Source organism: Collinsella aerofaciens, from assembly GCF_039752775.1.
Classification (GTDB): Bacteria; Actinomycetota; Coriobacteriia; order Coriobacteriales; family Coriobacteriaceae; genus Collinsella; species Collinsella aerofaciens_R.
Genome location: NZ_JBDMGT010000003.1, coordinates 1 through 17,798 on the forward strand (window position 1 = coordinate 1; position 17,798 = coordinate 17,798).

The following is a 17,798-nucleotide window of genomic DNA, read 5'->3' on the forward strand; positions in this document are numbered from 1 at the left end:
GCGCTTCGCGCTGCGGAGCCTCTTTGCGTCCTGCGGAATATTCCGGAGAGAAGTCCCCGTCACGCCCCCGGATTCCCTGCGTTTACGGCCTTGAGGTCGGCGGGCGGAGAAGGATGTGGTCGATAGGGATACGTGTCCCCTTCGCTGTTTCGCGCTTTGCGCGAAAGGCGCGCTACTTTGGGATGGGTGGGGAACGTGGTTGTTTTTGCAACTGATCTCCGCCACAAATTACCCTTGGCATACTTGCACGAATACCCTCTCGTGCTACACTTGCAATTGCTGTTTCAGGGCGGGGTGGAATTCCCCACTGGCGGTAAATTGGGCGGTGCCAAAGGGGTGCCGTGGCGCAGGCGAGGACCTGCGTCGAGCCGATGAGTCCGCGACCCGTGCGTGTGTTGGTTCGCATGCCGGCTGAACTGGTGAAACCCCAGTACCAACGGTTAGAGTCCGGATGAAAGAGGCAGGTGATCTTATGTCTGAACAGTCGCAGCATATCCATTTTGAGAACACGAATAGGTGGAGCACCAAACAGCTCGTTACCATGGCGCTGATGTGCGCCTTGGGCGCCCTGTTTATGTACGTGCAGCTGCCCATCCTTCCTTCGGCGCCGTTTTTGACGTATGACCCGTCGCTGGTGCCGGCGATGGTGTGCGGGTTTGCGTATGGTCCCGGCGCCGGTACCGCTGTTGCCGCTATGGCAATCGTTATCCATGCGCTCACCACGGGTGACTGGGTCGGCGCGCTTATGAACCTGGTTGCCACGCTGGGTTACATTCTGCCCGCGGCTATCGTTTACCAGAAGATGCACACCTATAAGGGTGCCGTGATTGGCCTGGTGCTCGGCGTCATTGCCGCTACAGCGCTGTCTATGGTCGCAAACCTTACCATTGGCGTATGGTTCTGGTATGGCTCGGTCGATGTGATCGCCCCGCTCATGATTCCTGCCGTACTGCCGTTTAACCTTATCAAGACCGTGCTTAACTCGGTGTTGACGCTGGCGGTGTATAAAGCAGTCTCCAACCTCATCACGCCTAAAAAGGACCAGGTCAAAGGCCGCGCATGATTGAGTGTCGGGGCGTTTCCTTTAGTTATGACGGTGCCGCACCGGCGCTCGACGGCGTCGATCTGAATATCGAGGACGGCGAGTTTTTCTGCATCCTCGGTGGCAATGGGTCGGGCAAGTCGACGTTTGCCAAGCATCTGAATGCACTGTTGCAGCCCGATGCGGGCACGGTACGCATCAACGGCATGGACGCGTCCGATCCCGAGCTGGTCTACGACATCCGCTCGACTGCTGGCATGGTGTTCCAGAATCCCGACGACCAGCTTGTGGCGACGCTTGTCGAAGATGACGTTGCGTTCGGTCCCGAAAACCTTGGCGTGCCATCGGCGCAAATTGCGCAGCGCGTACGCGAGGCGCTGAAGGGTGTGGGCCTGGTGGGCTTTGAGCGCCACGAGACCCACGCGCTTTCGGGTGGCCAAAAGCAGCGCGTGGCGCTTGCCGGCGTGCTCGCCATGGAGCCGCGCGTTCTCATTTTGGATGAGGCTTCCTCGATGCTTGATCCGCGTGGGCGCAAGGGCCTCATGAAGGCTTGCCGCGCGTTGCACGATCGCGGCATGACCATCGTGATGATTACGCACTTTATGGAAGAGGCCGCCGAGGCCGATCGTGTCGCGGTGTTTCGGGCGGGGCGCGTTGCCATGCTCGGTACGCCCGAGGAAATCTTGACGCGAGCGGACGAACTTGCGCAGCTCAACTTGGATATGCCGGCGTCGTGCTGTCTAGGTAGGGCACTTCGTGCGAAGGGTGTGCCCGTTCACGCGCAGGTGCGCGAGGCGGATATGGTTACCGAGGTTGCGCAGGTCTATACCGAGCGAAGTGGAGCAGACATCGCGGGGCAGTCTTCCGTATCCCAGTGGGAAATCGCTGACGGCACTGTTCCGGTTGGCAACGAGGGGAACGCGTCGGAGCCCGTCATCGAGCTATCCCATGTTTCGTACAGTTATTCGCTCAGTCCGCGCGAGCGCCGCCGCTGGCATAAGCGCTCGGCCACTGCGGGCAAATCGAGCAAACAGGCTCTCTGGGGAAACGACCCCAGCAGCCCGTGGGCGCTGCGCGATGTATCGCTGACGGTGCGTCGCGGCGAGTTCCTGGGCTTGGCAGGTCATACCGGTTCGGGTAAGTCGACGCTGGTCCAGCATCTCAACGGTTTGATTCGCCCTCAGGAGGGATCCGTTCGCGCGCTGGGGCTCGATCTGTCAAACAAGAAAGACGCCGCCGCGGTTAAGGCCAAGGTCGGCGTGGTGTTTCAATATCCCGAGCGTCAGCTGTTTGCCGAAACCGTGGCGCAGGACGTGGCGTTTGGTCCGCACAACCTTGGCTTGTCGCAGGCCGAGGTTGCCCGCCGCGTTGAGACATCGCTCTCGCGCGTGGGCCTCGACCTTTCCACGGTCGGCGACAAGAGTCCCTTTGAGCTTTCGGGCGGTCAGCAACGGCGTGTGGCATTCGCCGGCGTACTCGCCATGGAGCCCGAAGTCCTGGTGCTCGATGAACCCATGGCGGGGCTCGATCCGGCTGCGCGCAGGGATTTCCTAGGGCTCATCGACCGACTTCACCGCGATGGCCTGACCGTTGTCATGGTTTCGCACAGCATGGATGACCTGGCCAATTGCTGCGACCGTATTGTCGTGATGAACGAGGGCGCGGTGTTTGCCGAGGGCACGCCCGCTCAGGTGTTTGCGCATGCCGATGAGCTCAAGTCGATCGGCTTGGGCGTTCCCGCCGCCCAGCGTATGGCGCTGGCGCTTACGGAGGCGGGCGTGCCGCTGCGTCGCGGCGGGCTCTATACGGTTGAGTCGTTGGCCGACGAGTTGGCAGATTTGCTGATCGGTCGCTCGGACGGTCCTTCTAACGTCGCGGACATTGCTAAATCCAAGACGGTCTCGCGAGAGGAGGGCTGCTGATGGAGGCGTTTTCGTTTGGCAGCTACTATCCCGGCGATAGTGCGATCCACCGCCTGGACCCGCGAACTAAGTTGCTCTTGGGCTTTGTGTTTCTGATCACGACGCTCACAGTCAGCAGCTTCCGCGGACTGGCCCCTGTCGCAATTTTCGTCGTGCTGATCTATGCCGTGTCTCGGGTGCCGGTTCGTCGCGTTCTGTCGTCGATGGCGCCGCTGCTGGCAATCGTCGTCGTGGTCGCGGTGCTCAACTTGTTTACCGATCAGAGTGGGCGCATCCTGTGGCAGCTCGGCTTTCTGCAGATAAGCGAGGGCTCACTGCGTTCTGCCGCCTTTATGGCGTGCCGCCTGACGTTGATGATGGCCGGCATGAGCGCCATTACACTCACCACGCCGACGCTCGACCTCACCGCGGGCTTTGAGCGCCTGCTCGCGCCGTTTGCGCGTGTGGGACTTCCTGCGCACGAGCTCGGCATGATCATGGGTATCGCGCTACGCTTTATGCCGCAGTTCGCCACCGAGATGAAGCAGACGGCCGATGCACAGGCAAGCCGCGGCGCGCGCGTGACGGGCGGTCCGCTCGGCGGCGTGCGTATGCTCGGCAGTGTGGCGATTCCGCTGTTCACGGGCGTGTTCCGCCGTGCCGAGACGCTGTCTGCCGCCATGGATGCACGCTGCTATCACGGCGAGCAGGGCCGCACGCGCCTGCATGCGCTTGCATTTGGCCGCGGCGATGCGTTGGCGGCGGCGGTGACGGCGTTGCTGCTCATCTGCGTCATCGTCATCAATCTTCAACTTGTTTAGGCGCGATTCGGGCGCAAGAAAGGGGTCCCTATGACCGACAACGACCGCACGGCTCAGCTTGAGCGCGCCTGTTCGTATCTCAGGCGCATTCCGGCGTGGTATCTGGCCACGACCGATGCAAGTGACGGGCATCAGCCTCGCGTGAGGCCGTTTTCGTTTGCCATGGTCGATGACGGTAAGTTGTGGTTTTGCACGTCGCGCGACAAGGACGTGTGGGCGGAGCTGAGTGCGAATCCCAAGTTTGAGGTATCGAGCTGGAAGCCGGGGGAATGTTGGATCGTATTGACCGGCGAAGCCGCACTTGAGGACGACGCAGCTGCGAGCGACAAGGTGCGTCAAGCGGGTTTTAAGCACATGGTGGGCATTGGCGAGCAACACGATAGTGCCAACGACGGCCGCCTTGCGTTTTTCTCGGTCCGCAATATCGTCGCCCGCTTCTGTGATATCGACGGCAGCGAGGAGCGCCTGGAGCTCTAGCTCACACAAACCAGGCTCTCAAACTGGCTAGTACAGGAGGAAACGTGGACGGATTGAATACGGTTTTGGAGTATCTGACGTCGGTGCCGGCGTGGTACTTGGCGACGAGCGTGGACGGGCAGCCACATGTACGTCCGTTCTCGTTTGCACAGATTCAGGACGGTAAGCTGTGGTTTGTGACGGCGCGCACCAAAGACGTGTGGCAAGAGCTGCTGCAAAATCAGCGCTTTGAGGCCACGAGTTGGTGGCCGGGCCATGGCTGGCTCATCTTGCGCGGGCATGCGGGTCTGGATGACCAGGCCGCTCCCGATATGCGCGAGGCTGGATGGAAACATCTTGAGCGCTTGAGCGAGCACTATGAGGGGCCTAACGACCCCACGCTCGTCTTCTTTAGCGTGGAGGAACCCGAGGCCTTTATCTGCAATCACGACGAATGGGTGCCGGTCGAGCTCTAAACGAGTCTCTCAGCAAGCTTCGACAATTCAAATTCTCGCATATAGCGGGCCCCACATTGCAACGTCACCGTAAGGTGCACTGGGTAATATGGGGCCCGCTCCATTTGTCAATTCCTTCAAGCGAATGTGTCGGGAATGTTTCAATGCATGAATATGCAAGCCATTTACGTATTCATGCATCTTTTGGTGCTAAAGTTTCAACCCACTTCATAACGACCGCTGCGAAATGCGCATCGGTGCATAAATCGCAGACAAGGAGTCTGATATGTCTTTGAAGGTTGGAATCGTCGGCGCGGCTGGATATGCCGGAGCCGAGCTCATTCGCCTCGTGCTCGGTCATCCCGAGTTTGAACTTGTCGCCATTACGTCCAACGCCGATGCCGGCCAGCCGTTGTCTGCGGTGTACCCGAGCTTCACCGGCGTAAGCGATCTTGTCTTCACGACGCATGATGCCCCCGAGCTCAAGAACTGCGACGCGGTATTTTTGGCCGTGCCGCACACCGCCGCCATGGCGCAGGTGCCCGCCCTGCTTGCCGCAGACGTTTCCTGCTTTGATCTTTCGGCCGATTACCGCCTGAGCGATCCGGCCGTGTTTGAGGCATGGTATGCCGCCGAGCACACGAGCCCCGAGCTACTCAAGACACGTGCCTTCGGCCTGCCCGAGCTGTTCTGCCAGGACTTGGAGACCGCTGCTTCCAGCCATGCTGCTGGCAGGCCCGTGTTGGTCGCCTGCGCCGGCTGCTATCCCACCGCAACGAGCCTTGCTGCCGCTCCTGCCGTGCGTGCGGGCTGGGTGGCCGAGAACGGTCCCGTGATTGTCGATGCCATCAGCGGTGTGACGGGTGCCGGCAAGTCCTGCAACGCTCGTACGCATTTTTGCAGCGCCGACGAGAATTTGGAGGCCTACGGCGTGGGCAAGCATCGTCACACGCCCGAAATCGAGCAAATCCTTGGTCTAACAGATCGCGTCGTCTTTACCCCGCACCTGGCACCCCTCAAGCGTGGTCTGCTCTCTACGGTAACGATGCCGCTTGCGCCGCAGGCTATCGATACCTTGATCCTTGAGGACGTTGTCGACTATTACAAGCAGTTCTACGCTGGACGCACCTTTGTGCGCGTGCTCGATGCCGGCCAGCAGCCCAAGACGGCTTCGGTCGTCGGCACCAACGCCGCCCAGATTGGCCTTGCGTTCAACAAGCGCGCGGGCGTGCTGGTGGCGACGGGCGCCATCGACAATTTGTGCAAGGGCGCTGCGGGCCAAGCAGTCCAGTGCGCCAATATCGTCTTTGGCTTTGACGAGCGACGAGGCTTGCCCACAGTGGCGTGCCCGGTGTAGCACATTCGATTGTTAACGATTTGGTAGTCGGGCATCGAGTGGGGCGCCACTTTTAAGCTGGTCTCATGATTGCGACTGGCATGGCGCACCAACCGATGTCCGTTTTTTGTTTGACATAAGGAGTCATAAAGACGATGAATACCGACCTGATTGATATCAAGATTCGCGCCGTCGAGGGTGGCGTTACGGCAGCGGCCGGCTTTAAGGCCGCAGGCATCCATGCGGGATTCCGGAAGAATCCCGAGCGCTTAGACTATGCGCTCGTCATGCCCGATAAACCCTGTCCCGGCGCCGGCGTGTTTACGACCAACCGCTTTTGCGCGGCGCCCGTGCAGGTGAGCCGTGCCAACCTGGGCGGTGCGGACAAGGGCTACGGTATCATCGCCGGTGTTTCAATCAACTCCGGCAACGCGAACGCCGCCACGGGCGAGACCGGCCTTGCCTGCGCGCGCGAGACCTGCAACATCGCATCGCAGGTTATCGGCTGCGAACCCCAGCAGATCCTGGTTGCCTCCACGGGTGTGATTGGCCAGATTCTGCCGATCGACACGTTTGAGACAGCCATTCCTGCTGCCTACGAGGCGCTCTCCGCCCACGGTGGCGCCGATGCCGCTCGTGCCATCATGACGACCGACACGCACTCCAAGGAGTACGCCGTGTCCTACGTCAGCGAGGCTGCGGGACACACAGGCAATGCCTATACGGTGGGCGGTATGTGCAAGGGCTCGGGCATGATCATGCCCAACATGGCCACCATGATCGCGGTCATCACTACCGATGCCCCCGTCGAGCCGGCGGCGCTCCACGCCCTGTTGCTCTCCACCGTCAAGCAGACCTTTAACAAGGTAACGGTCGATTCCGACACCTCGACCAACGACACCTGCATCATGCTTGCCTCCGGCGCCGCTGCCGCAGATGCCGAGCCTATCGTCGAGGGTTCCGATGCCTTTGACGAGTTGGCATTTGCCGTGCACGAGGTGTGCGAGAGCCTGGCGCGCAACATCGCCGCCGACGGCGAGGGCGCATCCAAACTTGTTACGGTCAACGTTACCGGCGCCGTGAACGACGAGGAGGCCGATATCGCCGCCCGCGCCGTTGCCAACTCGCCGCTCGTTAAGACCTGCATCGCCGGCCACGACTGCAACTGGGGCCGCGTTGCTATGGCGCTTGGTAAGTGCGGCGTGAAGTTTAATCAGGAAGACGTTTCTATCGACATGATGGGCATGCCCGTCTGTCGCGACGGTCTGACTGTTCCCTTTGACGAGGACGAGGCTCTACGACGTTTCGAGGCGCCCGAGATCGTGATCTCGGTCGACCTGGGCGCAGGCGACGCGGCAACGACCGTGTGGACCTGCGACCTCACGCATGAGTATATCTCCATCAACGGCGACTACCGTTCCTAGATTCCAGGCACGCTGCGCATCTTGCCGCGATTGCGGACAGCGGAGCACGGCGCGATAACGATACGAAAGACGAGGCAGATTATGAAATTCGCACGCAATTGTCGTTCGAGCGAATCCAACGAAGCAACCGCGCAGCTGCTGTTTGAAGCGCTGCCGTGGATTAAGAACCTGACCGGCAAGACGGTTGTTATCAAATATGGCGGAGCCGCCATGGTTGATGAGCAGCTGCGCCGCGACGTGATGAGCGACATCGTTTTGCTCAAGATCATCGGTATGCGCCCCGTCATCGTGCACGGCGGCGGCAAGGCTATCAACGAGGCGCTGAGCCATTACGATATTCCCGTCGAGTTTAAGAACGGCCAACGCGTGACCACGCCGGCGACTATGGATATCGTGCGCGAGGTGCTGGGCGGCAAGGTTAACCAGGAGCTGGTTGCTGCCATCAACCACCACGGCAACCTGGCCGTGGGCGTGTCGGGCAGCGATGCCGGCACGCTCATCGCCGAGCCGCTCGACCCCGAGCTCGGTCGCGTGGGCAAAGTGACGCACGTCAACACCGACTATATCGAGCGCTTACTCGATAGCGAGTACATCCCCGTCATCGCTACCGTCGCGGCGGGGGAGGACGGCGGTTTCTTCAACATCAACGCCGATACCGCCGCCGGTGCCGTTGCCGCGGCGCTCCACGCGCATAAGGCGATCTTTTTGACCGATGTCGATGGTCTGTACAAGGACTTTAGCGACAAGGACTCGCTTATCTCCAACCTAACGCTCGACGAGGTTAACGAAATGCTCTACGGCGGCGAGGTCGATAAGGGCATGATTCCCAAGCTGCGTGCGGCCGTCGATGCGCTTACCGGCGGCGTATTTCGTGCCCACATCATTAACGGTACTACGCCGCATTCGCTGCTCCTGGAGCTGCTGACCGATGCCGGCGTCGGCACCGTGATTCATTCCACCGAGACGGCTTACGAGTTCGATACGCATCCGCATCCGCTTTCGACGTTTGCTGCGCGTCTGACCGAGAACCTTGACGAGGTCGAGAAGCTTCAGACGGTCTAGCTGACCCGCAGCCGCCCCATTCCTGCACCCATAGCCCCGCGCCGTCTGGCGCCCAACGAAAGGCATCTCATGTCACTTGCAGCTCAGCAATCGCTTGAATCCCATTACGTTATGCATACCTTTGGCCGCTCTCCGGTCGAGTTTGTCGAGGGTCACGGCATGAAGCTCACCGGCGACGATGGCCGTGAGTACCTCGACTTTCTTGCCGGCATCGGCGTGTGCAGCCTAGGTCATGGCGACCCGGCCGTGCTCTCGGCGCTCGAGGCACAGACCAAAAAGCTCATGCATGTCTCCAATTACTTCTACATCGAGCAGCGCGGACAGGTCGCGGCGCTGCTGTCCAAGCTTGCTAACGACGACGTAGATGGTGCGCGCGTGCTTGCCGATGCCATTGTCGCCGGCGATGAGACCACGGCAGCTGCTCTTGGTGCCCCGGCTGCGGATGAGCAGGTTTGGGAGACCTTCTTTGCCAACTCTGGCGCCGAGGCCAACGAGGGCTCGATGAAGCTCGCGCGCCTGTACGCCAAGCGTGCCGGTAATGGCGGCAACACCATCGTGTGCATGCGCGGCGGCTTCCACGGCCGTACGCTCGAGACCATTGCCGCTACCATGCAGGATTGGCTGCAGGACAGCTTCCGCCCGCTGCCGGGTGGCTTTGTGGCCTGCACGCCCAACGATGTGGACGAGCTGCGTGCGATCTTTAAGCAGCTGGGGAGCGAGATTTGTGCCGTGATGCTCGAGCCGATCCAGGGTGAGAGTGGCGTGCACCCCATGACCGAGGAGTTTATGGCGGCAGCGCGCGACCTGGCACACGAAGTGGGCGCCGTGCTTATCGCCGACGAGGTCCAGTGCGGCATCTTCCGCTCCGGCAAGCCGTTTGCATTCCAAACCTATGGCGTGGAGCCCGACATCATGAGCCTAGCCAAGGGCATTGCCGATGGCGTGCCCATGGGTGCCGTCGTGGCAAAGAAGGAGATTGCCGACGTGTTTAAGCCGGGCGACCACGGCTCGACCTTTGGCGGTAGCTGCTTGGCCGTCGCGGCGTGCGCCGCGACGCTCTCCGCGCTTGTGCGCGGCGATTATGCCGACCATGCTGCCAAGGTGGGTGCCTATATGGAGGCAAAGCTCGCCAAGCTGCCGCACGTGACCGAGGTACGTGGTCGCGGCTTGATGCTCGGCTGTGATTTGGATGATGCCGCGGGCGACGCGCATGGTGTTGTTGCCCGCGCGCTGGCCGCCGGTGCCGTGATCAACGCTACGGGTGCGCATACGCTGCGTTTCCTGCCGCCACTCGTCTGCGAGGAAGCCGACGTGGACAGTCTGATCGAGATCCTGTCGGGTGTTTTGGGCTAACGCGGCGCAATAACTCAATTTGGACCGAGTTCCGGACTGTGGACGTGCCCTATGCGGCATGATTCAGCGGTCTGGAGCCCGTTTTGCCTTAGATTTGCTAAGGCAGGGAGACCTGCTGGTCAAAAAACATCAAATATGAGTACTGTTACCGATTTGGTAGCAGCAATTTTGGACTAATAAGGCCAGATAGCAAGTCGAAATGGCGATGAAAGCATGATTTTGATCTGACTGTTAGTCCTTATAATGGACATATGTTGCGTAACTTAAGCAAATACTATCTTTTTATATGTTGCAAACAAAGCAGCAGTACTCATTTTTGCCATTATTTGGCCACGGCCTTTGTGACAGACGTGCTGGCGGGCTCGAATCCCTCTGCGATGGGCACAAACAAAAACGGTCCCCTTGCGAGGACCATTTCCAATTCGGTGGTGGGCGATGAGGGATGTCGCGTGCGGCTGACGCCGCCCGCTTTCGCTTCGTCGCTTCGCTCCTCGCGTGCTGCGCTGGAAAACGCTTCGCGTTTCCTCAGCTCCGCACCCTGGCGGGTTCGAATCCCTCTGCGATGGGCCCAAAAAAAGAAAGGCTCCCATTGCTGGGAGCCTATCAAATCAGTGGTGGGCGATGAGGGATTCGAACCCCCAGCCTTGTGCGTGTAAAGCACCTGCGCTAACCGTTGCGCCAATCGCCCGTGCGGAGAGAGTATAGCAAAACAATCGCCCCATTCACCTCATATCCATTAAAGGTAACTCGCGCGTGTCACAGCGGAGCTGATTCAGTTGAGATTGCCTGAACATTCCGCCCCTCTTTACGCCCTCGGGTATACTCAAAAGCTACTGATTCGATTTGATGCCCAGCAACAGCAGAGGGGATAGTATATGTGCGGTTTTGTCGGTTTTGTCGGTGGGACGGATAACCAATCCGAGGTGCTCACCAAGATGATGGACCGCATCGTCCATCGCGGTCCCGACATGGGCGGTCAGTTTATCGACGGCCGCGTTGCCCTCGGCTTCCGCCGCCTGTCGATCCTCGACCTGACCGAGGCCGGCGCTCAGCCCATGGCCAATGAGGACGGCAGCGTCGTCATTGTCTTCAACGGTGAAATCTACAACTTCCAAGAACTCCGTTCCGAGCTCGAAGCCAAGGGCTACAAGTTCCATTGCGGCGCCGACACCGAGAGCCTCCTGCACGGCTACGAGGAGTGGGGCGAGGCCGTCCTCGATCGCCTGCGCGGTATGTACGCCTTCGTCATCTGGGACAAAAAGAAGAACAAGCTTTTTGGCGCCCGTGACATCTTTGGCATCAAGCCGCTTTACTACTATCCCATGGCCGATGCGGGCGACGGCGCTCCGGGCGTGCTCTTTGGCTCCGAGATCAAGAGCTTCTTGGACTACCCGCACTTCCACAAGGCGGTCAACAAAAAGGCCCTGCGTCCGTACATGACGCTGCAGTATTCGGCAACCGAGGAGACCTTCTTCGAGGGTGTCTACAAGCTGCCGCCGGCGCACTACTTTACCGTCGATATCCCGACCGGCAAGATGAACATCGAGCGTTACTGGGATTGCGATTACTCTGCCGTCGAGAAGCCGTTCGAAGAGTATGTCGATGAGCTGGACGAGGTCGTGCACGAGAGCGTCGAGGCCCATCGCATCGCCGACGTCAAGGTCGCGTCGTTCCTCTCCGGTGGCGTCGACTCCAGCTACATTGCCGCTTGCCTCATGCCCGACAAGACCTTCTCGGTGGGCTTTGACTACAAGAACTTCAACGAGACCAACTACGCCAAGGAGCTTTCCGATAAGCTCGGCGTCGAAAACGTTCGCAAGATGATTACCGCCGACGAGTTCTTCGGTGCGCTCGAGGACATCCAGTATCACATGGACGAGCCGCAGTCCAACCTGTCTTCCGTGCCGCTGTGGTTCTTGGCCGAGATGGCCCGCAAGGACGTCACCGTGGTGCTTTCGGGCGAAGGCGCCGACGAACTCTTTGGCGGCTACGCCTACTACGAGGATACGGTCCCGGTGCGCAAGTACAAAAAGATGGTGCCGCTGCCCGTCCGTCGCGCGCTCGGTAACCTGGCGCTGCATATGCCGTACTTCAAGGGACATAACTTCCTGGTCAAGGGTGCCGAGATCCCCGAGAAGTCGTTCCTGGGACAGGCTCTGGTATGGCCGGAGCGCGAGGTCGACGGCGTGCTCAAGCCCGAGTACAACACCGGCGACGGCGCCTTCGAGCTTGCCGCTCCCATCTATGCGCGCGTGAAGGGTCAGCCCGAGCTGGTCAAGAAGCAGTACCTGGACATGAACATGTGGCTCCCGGGCGACATTCTGCTCAAGGCCGACAAGATGTGCATGGCACACTCACTGGAGCTGCGCGTGCCCTTCCTGGACCGCAAAGTCATGGAGTTCGCCGAGCACATTCCCGACCGCTACCGCATCAACGAGAACGGCAACAAACAGGTACTCCGCCACGCTGCCAACAAGTCGCTGCCCGATGAGTGGGCCACCCGTCCCAAGGTGGGCTTCCCGGTGCCGATTGTCTACTGGCTGCGCGAGCAAAAGTGGTACGACTATGTCAAGGAGTACTTCACCGCGCCGTGGGCAAGCGAGTTCTTCAATACCGACGAGCTCATGCACCTGCTCGATCTGCACTTTGCGGGCAAGGGCGATTTCCAGCGCAAGATCTATACGCCGCTCGTGTTCCTAGTGTGGTACAAGCGCTTCTTTATCGACGAGGGCCAGCCTTCTGTTCAGGCTGCCTAGTCTCGGCTTACGAATGCCTGCGCGTAACGGCTCCTCCGGGAGCCGTTTTTGCGCGAGCACGTTTCAGTTACTATGAAAACCGTCCCTGCCAAATGGCTGAGAAAGGTGAAAGATGCACCATTCGGATTCCGCGACCGTGACCACGGTCGATACGCTTGCCAAGCTTCTCGGTGTGTGCGGCGAGCTGCGCGCATCGGAGCAGGTTGACGAGCGTGCCGTGACCGGCTGCTCGTTTGATTCGCGCGCGGTCTCGGCAGGTGACGTATTCTTTTGCAAAGGTGCTGCCTTTAAGCCCGCGTTTTTGAGCATGGCGCTCGATGCGGGCGCCGTCGCATTTGTGTGCGAGGAGTCGCTGGTCGAGTCTCTGGAGCCGCTGGCGCAGGAGAGCGGTGCTGCGATGCTGGTTGTTGATAGTGTTCGCACGGCCATGGCCCTGTTGCCGCCGGAGGTCTACGACCGTCCTGACCACGACGTCAAGATCGTGGGCATCACCGGCACCAAGGGAAAGACCACGGCCGCTTTTATGCTCCAGTCCATCATCAAGGCGGCGGGCGAGTCCTGCGGCATGATCGGCTCGGTGAGTACCGACGATGGTATCGAGTGCTACGAGAGCACCAACACCACGCCCGAGGCCCCCGAGGTCTGGCGCCATATCGCCAACTGCCGCACGTCCGGTCGCCAGTCCATGGTCATGGAGGTTTCGAGCCAGGCGCTCAAGTACCAACGCGTCGAGAATCTGCCGTTTGACGTGGCGTGCTTCCTCAACATCGGCCGCGACCACATCTCGCCGATCGAACACCCCACGTTTGAGGATTATTTTGAGAGCAAACTCAGGATCTTTGACCAGGCAAAGACCGCCGTGGTGAATCTAGGCACCGAAGAGGTTGACCGTGTGCTAGAGGCAGCGTCGACGGCCGATCGCTTGGTGACCGTTGGGGTCGAGCATCCCGAGGCGAGCCTGTGGGCAAGCGACGTACGCATGGTCGGCTTTAGCATCGAGTTCAACTTGCATGGCCTGTGTGCCGACGAGTCCGAGACGGGGGAGAAGGTCCTGCTGGGCATCGCGGGCGACTTTAACGTGGAAAACGCGCTGGTCGCTATCGCCGCTGCGCGCGAGATCGGCATCGGTATCGAGGCTATCAAGAAGGGCCTCTCCAAACTGCGTGTGCCGGGCCGTATGGAGGTCGTGGAGTCGAAGGACGGCCGCGTGATCTGCGTCGTCGACTATGCGCACAACCAGCTTTCGTTCCGTTCGCTTTTCTCGTCGGTGAAGCGCGCGTTTCCCGCTAGCCCCGTCATTGCGCTGTTTGGCGCTGCCGGCGGCAAGGCGCAGGAGCGCCGCGAGCAGCTTCCGCGCGAGGCCGCACCGTATTCCGACCTGATGATCTTTGCCAACGAGGATCCAGCTCACGAGGACCCGATGAAGGTCTGTCGCGAGCTTGCCGAGCATGTTCCCGACGATACGCCGAACAAGATCATCCTCGACCGCGAAGCCGCTGTGCATGCGGCGTTCAAGGCGGCGCGCGAGGAGTACGTCAACCCCGATGCTCCCACCATTGTCTTGCTGCTGGCAAAGGGTGACGAAGAGCTCATGCACGTGGGCGACGAGTTCGTGCCCATCGAGAGCGACCTTTCGTTGGCCAATCGCCTGATCGATGTTATCCAGTTTGACTAATGAACCATGATGGCGGCGGCGCCCTGAGTGCGCTGTCGCCATAAGCGTGTTCCCTCAATCAAAACATGCCGTCCAAGTCCAAACCCTTCTACGTAAACGGAGTAACCATGTCCCACAACACCCTGCCGACCGTTGCCGAGCTTTCGGGCGAGATGCGCGAGCGCTTGGCCAAGGTCAAGTACGTCTTTACCGACCTGGATGCCACGATGCTCGCACCCGGCTCGTGCGTGCTACGCGACAACGACGGCAACCCCTCGACCAAACTCGTCGAGGCCGTCGTGGCGCTCGCTCGCGCTGGTATTCAGGTGGTTCCCACCTCGGGCCGCAACCGTACCATGATCCACGAGGACGCGCGCGTGCTCGGTCTCAACTCCTACATCGGCGAGATGGGCGGCCTGGTCATGTACGACCTCAAAGCCAACGATTGGGAGTATCTGACCGGCGACATGCCCTACGACTCCTCTTGCGGCCTCACGCCTCACCAGGTGATCGAGCAGACCGGCGTGTGCGAGAAGATCCTCGCCCGCTGGCCGCACAAGATCGAGTATCACAACGACATGTCGACCGGCTACAAATACCGTGAGGTCACCGTCGGCATGCGCGGCGATGTGCCCGACGATGAGGTTCAGGCCATCCTGGACGAGGCCGGCTGCGGTCTGATCTGGGCTTGCAACGGCCATCTGACTCACCTGTCCAAGCCGACGACGCTCGAGCTCGATCGCGTCGAGGACGGTCGCGCATTCAACATCAACCCCGCGGGTCTCAACAAGGGCGTTGCCATCGCGCGCTTCTGCGAGCACCTGGGGATCGAGCGCGAGGAGACGCTCGCGCTCGGCGATTCCGAGTCCGACTTCTACATGGCCGATCACGTGGGCACGTTCTGCCTGGTCGAGAATGGCCTGACGAGCGCCGGCGCGCCCGAGTTCCTGGCTGCCTGCGAGAACGCTTTCGTTACGCGCGGCAAAATTGTCGACGGTTGGGCGGCGACGGCAGAGCTGCTGGTCGCGGCGCGTTCGTAGCGCGGCGTCGCTGCACTTGGACATGTCTTTTCGAGAGAGACTGGTGAGGTAATGTCCGATATCGAGAATCCGGCAGGCGACACGCGCCCGATTGGCGTGTTCGATTCTGGTTTGGGCGGTCTGACGGTTGCGCGCGCGATTGCGACGGCGCTGCCGCACGAGTCCGTCTACTACTTTGGCGACACCAAGCGCTGCCCCTACGGCACGCGCACCGAGGATGAAGTGCGCTCGTTTGCGCTGCAGGCGGGTCGTTGGCTTTCGAAGCACGACGTCAAGATTATGGTCATCGCCTGCAACACGGCGACCGCTGCGGCCTTGCGTTTGGCCCAGCAGGTGCTCGACGTTCCCGTGATCGGCGTGATCGCGCCGGGTGCCCGTGCGGCAATCAACAGCACGCGTACGCGTCGCGTGGGCGTGCTCGCTACCAACCTCACTATTCGCTCGGGCGCCTACACGCGCGCCATTCAGGATCTGGATGCCGGCGTCGATGTATACGGCTGTCCTGCCTCGAGCTTTGTCGAGGTTGTCGAACACGAGCTCGCCTCGGGTGCACGTCTGCAGGAACAGTGGCTTGAGAACGAGGACATCTTCGATACGCCTGCCGTGCGTGCGCTGGTGGGTGCCACGGTTGAGCCGCTGCGCGACCACGGTATCGATACCGTGGTGCTCGGCTGTACGCATTTCCCGCTGTTGGTGGGACCTATCCGGCATGCGCTGGGGCCTGGGGTGCGCGTCGTGAGTTCCGCCGAGGAGACCACACGCGAGCTGACCGATATCCTCACGCGCCGCGAGCAGCTGGCGGGCGACGCCGCCGAGCCGCAGCATCGTTTTGCCACGACGGCCGATAACATTGCCGAGTTTGCGGTGGCGGGCAGCTTTATCTTTGGTCAGCCGCTCAAGAGCATCGAACATATCGATATCGATGAGCTGAAATAGATGTAAGGCAGCCGCCAAAGCCTTCGCCACATCTTTTGCCGAAAGGAAATTTCTATGGAGTACATGCAGGTCAACCGCGCCAACGGTCGCGCCGCCAACGAGTTGCGCCCCGTTAAGCTCACCCGTGGCGTCATGAAGCACGCCCACGGCTCGTGTTTGGCCGAGTTCGGTGACACGCGCGTGCTGTGCGCCGCCACTATCGAGGAGGGCGTGCCGGGCTGGCGAAAGGGAGCTAAGGCCGGCTGGGTGACCGCGGAATACGCCATGCTGCCGGCGTCGACCGGCAAGCGCTGCAAGCGCGAACACGCCAACCGCAAGGGTCGCTCCATGGAGATCGAGCGCCTCATTGGCCGCAGCCTGCGTACCGTCGTCAACATGAAGGCGCTCGGCGAGTACACCGTCACCGTCGACTGCGATGTGATTCAGGCCGATGGCGGCACGCGTACAGCGAGCATCACCGGCGCCTGGGTGGCGCTGCACGACGCCCTTGCCATGTGGGTCGAGGCGGGCAAGATCGAGCGCATCCCGCTTACCGGCCAGGTGGCTGCCATCTCTATGGGCGTTGTCGACGGCAATACGCTGCTTGACCTCGATTATTCCGAGGACAGTCATGCCGAGGTCGACATGAACCTCGTCACCACCGATACCGGTGAGATGATCGAGCTCCAGGGCACCGGCGAGCAGGCGCCCTTTGACCGCAAACGCCTCAACGCCCTGCTCGACCTGGGCGACAAGGGTATCGCCGAGCTCATCGAGCTTCAGCGCCAAGCCATCGCCTAACCTGCCAAAAGGGACAGGTTTATTTTGGTAGGTTTTATCTGCTGAAATGCTGCGTTGAAAGGTCCGATCGCCTGAGAGGGGAGAGGTCAAGTGCCCAAACGCCCCTCACGCGGCTTGCTATAGAGACAAGGAGGCCAGTCATGGCACTTGAGAAGATTGACATCGACACCCTCGACCCGGCGGCGACCATCGTCGTGGCAACGGGCAACGCCCATAAGCTCACCGAGATCGAGGCCATTTTGGGCAAGGTCATGCCCGAGGTGCGCTTTGTGGCGCTCGGCCAGCTGGGTGATTTTGAGGATCCCGAGGAAAACGGCACGACGTTTTTGGAGAACGCCATCATCAAGGCCCAAGCCGCGGTTGAGGAGACGGGCCTTATGGCCATTGCCGACGATTCGGGCTTGGTCGTCGACGCGCTGGACGGTGAGCCCGGTGTGTATAGCGCGCGCTATGCGGGCGTGCACGGCGACGATGCCGCCAACAACGCCAAGCTTCTCGTTAACCTGGAGGGCGTGGCCGACGAGGACCGCACTGCGCGCTTTATGAGCGTCGTCGCGCTCATCGACACGGACGGTTTGGTCACCTATGGCGAGGGCGCCTGCGAGGGCGTTATCGCGCACGAGGGCCGCGGCGACCATGGTTTTGGCTATGACCCGCTGTTCCTGCCGGTCGACACGCCGGGCAAGACCATGGCCGAGCTGACGGCTGACGAGAAGAACGCCATCAGCCATCGTTTCCACGCGCTCGAGCATCTGTCCGCCAAGCTGACGGGCGAGGAGTAG

Annotated in this window: 15 protein-coding genes, 1 tRNA gene and 1 riboswitch; of the genes, 15 read left to right on the forward strand and 1 reads right to left on the reverse strand. The window is 60.8% G+C overall.

Translation table 11 applies throughout. From position 1 onward, the window contains the following. Positions 1–276 precede the first annotated feature (276 nt). Positions 277–467: riboswitch (FMN riboswitch) on the forward strand. A gap of 5 nt (positions 468–472) precedes the next feature. From ABHR63_RS01405 to ABHR63_RS01445, 9 genes are all read left to right on the forward strand, one after another. After that, the gene (locus tag ABHR63_RS01405; protein ID WP_055252299.1) at positions 473–1,063 is read left to right on the forward strand and encodes an ECF transporter S component; all 591 of its coding nucleotides are present in this window, start codon (positions 473–475) and stop codon (positions 1,061–1,063) included. Then, positions 1,060–2,964, forward strand: coding sequence for an energy-coupling factor transporter ATPase (locus tag ABHR63_RS01410; RefSeq protein ID WP_346964783.1), 1,905 nt, complete (start codon positions 1,060–1,062; stop codon positions 2,962–2,964). The genes ABHR63_RS01405 and ABHR63_RS01410 overlap by 4 nt, the downstream gene beginning before the upstream one ends. Continuing rightward, positions 2,964–3,764, forward strand: coding sequence for an energy-coupling factor transporter transmembrane component T family protein (locus ABHR63_RS01415; RefSeq protein WP_346964782.1), 801 nt, complete (start codon positions 2,964–2,966; stop codon positions 3,762–3,764). Before ABHR63_RS01410 ends, ABHR63_RS01415 begins: the two co-directional genes overlap by 1 nt. Before the next feature lie 30 nt (positions 3,765–3,794). Further along, entirely contained in the window at positions 3,795–4,241 is a 447-nt protein-coding gene (locus ABHR63_RS01420) for a pyridoxamine 5'-phosphate oxidase family protein (protein ID WP_346964781.1), read from the forward strand. A 44-nt stretch (positions 4,242–4,285) separates the two neighbouring features. Further along, complete coding sequence (locus ABHR63_RS01425; RefSeq protein WP_195232439.1) at positions 4,286–4,696, forward strand: pyridoxamine 5'-phosphate oxidase family protein; 411 nt, start codon at positions 4,286–4,288, stop codon at positions 4,694–4,696. 265 nt (positions 4,697–4,961) lie between these two features. Then, positions 4,962–6,032 carry an N-acetyl-gamma-glutamyl-phosphate reductase gene (gene argC, locus ABHR63_RS01430; protein WP_195232437.1) on the forward strand — a complete coding sequence of 357 codons (1,071 nt, stop codon included), beginning with the start codon at positions 4,962–4,964 and terminating at the stop codon, positions 6,030–6,032. 134 nt (positions 6,033–6,166) lie between these two features. Continuing rightward, positions 6,167–7,435: a bifunctional glutamate N-acetyltransferase/amino-acid acetyltransferase ArgJ gene (gene argJ, locus ABHR63_RS01435; protein ID WP_346964780.1), complete on the forward strand. Its 1,269-nt coding sequence runs from the start codon at positions 6,167–6,169 to the stop codon at positions 7,433–7,435. 81 nt (positions 7,436–7,516) lie between these two features. Next, a complete protein-coding gene (gene argB / locus ABHR63_RS01440) occupies positions 7,517–8,497 on the forward strand; it encodes an acetylglutamate kinase (RefSeq protein WP_346964779.1) in 981 nt (326 codons plus the stop codon). Between the two features lie 69 nt (positions 8,498–8,566). Beyond that, a complete protein-coding gene (locus tag ABHR63_RS01445) occupies positions 8,567–9,850 on the forward strand; it encodes an aminotransferase class III-fold pyridoxal phosphate-dependent enzyme (protein WP_346964778.1) in 1,284 nt (427 codons plus the stop codon). 612 nt (positions 9,851–10,462) lie between these two features. Here ABHR63_RS01445 and ABHR63_RS01450 read toward each other — a convergent pair. Continuing rightward, positions 10,463–10,538, reverse strand: a tRNA-Val gene (locus ABHR63_RS01450). Positions 10,539–10,725: 187 nt separating this feature from the next. Here ABHR63_RS01450 and asnB point away from each other — a divergent pair. From asnB to rdgB, 6 genes are all read left to right on the forward strand, one after another. Continuing rightward, positions 10,726–12,606, forward strand: coding sequence for an asparagine synthase (glutamine-hydrolyzing) (gene asnB, locus ABHR63_RS01455; RefSeq protein WP_195920120.1), 1,881 nt, complete (start codon positions 10,726–10,728; stop codon positions 12,604–12,606). A 112-nt stretch (positions 12,607–12,718) separates the two neighbouring features. Then, positions 12,719–14,281 (forward strand): Mur ligase family protein, encoded by a 1,563-nt coding sequence (locus tag ABHR63_RS01460; protein ID WP_346964777.1) that lies wholly within the window; start codon positions 12,719–12,721, stop codon positions 14,279–14,281. 107 nt (positions 14,282–14,388) lie between these two features. Next, entirely contained in the window at positions 14,389–15,300 is a 912-nt protein-coding gene (locus ABHR63_RS01465) for an HAD family hydrolase (protein ID WP_055309432.1), read from the forward strand. A gap of 51 nt (positions 15,301–15,351) precedes the next feature. After that, positions 15,352–16,236: a glutamate racemase gene (gene murI / locus ABHR63_RS01470; protein ID WP_346964776.1), complete on the forward strand. Its 885-nt coding sequence runs from the start codon at positions 15,352–15,354 to the stop codon at positions 16,234–16,236. 54 nt (positions 16,237–16,290) lie between these two features. After that, complete coding sequence (gene rph, locus ABHR63_RS01475; protein ID WP_346964775.1) at positions 16,291–17,016, forward strand: ribonuclease PH; 726 nt, start codon at positions 16,291–16,293, stop codon at positions 17,014–17,016. 140 nt (positions 17,017–17,156) lie between these two features. Then, complete coding sequence (gene rdgB / locus ABHR63_RS01480; RefSeq protein ID WP_022094898.1) at positions 17,157–17,798, forward strand: RdgB/HAM1 family non-canonical purine NTP pyrophosphatase; 642 nt, start codon at positions 17,157–17,159, stop codon at positions 17,796–17,798.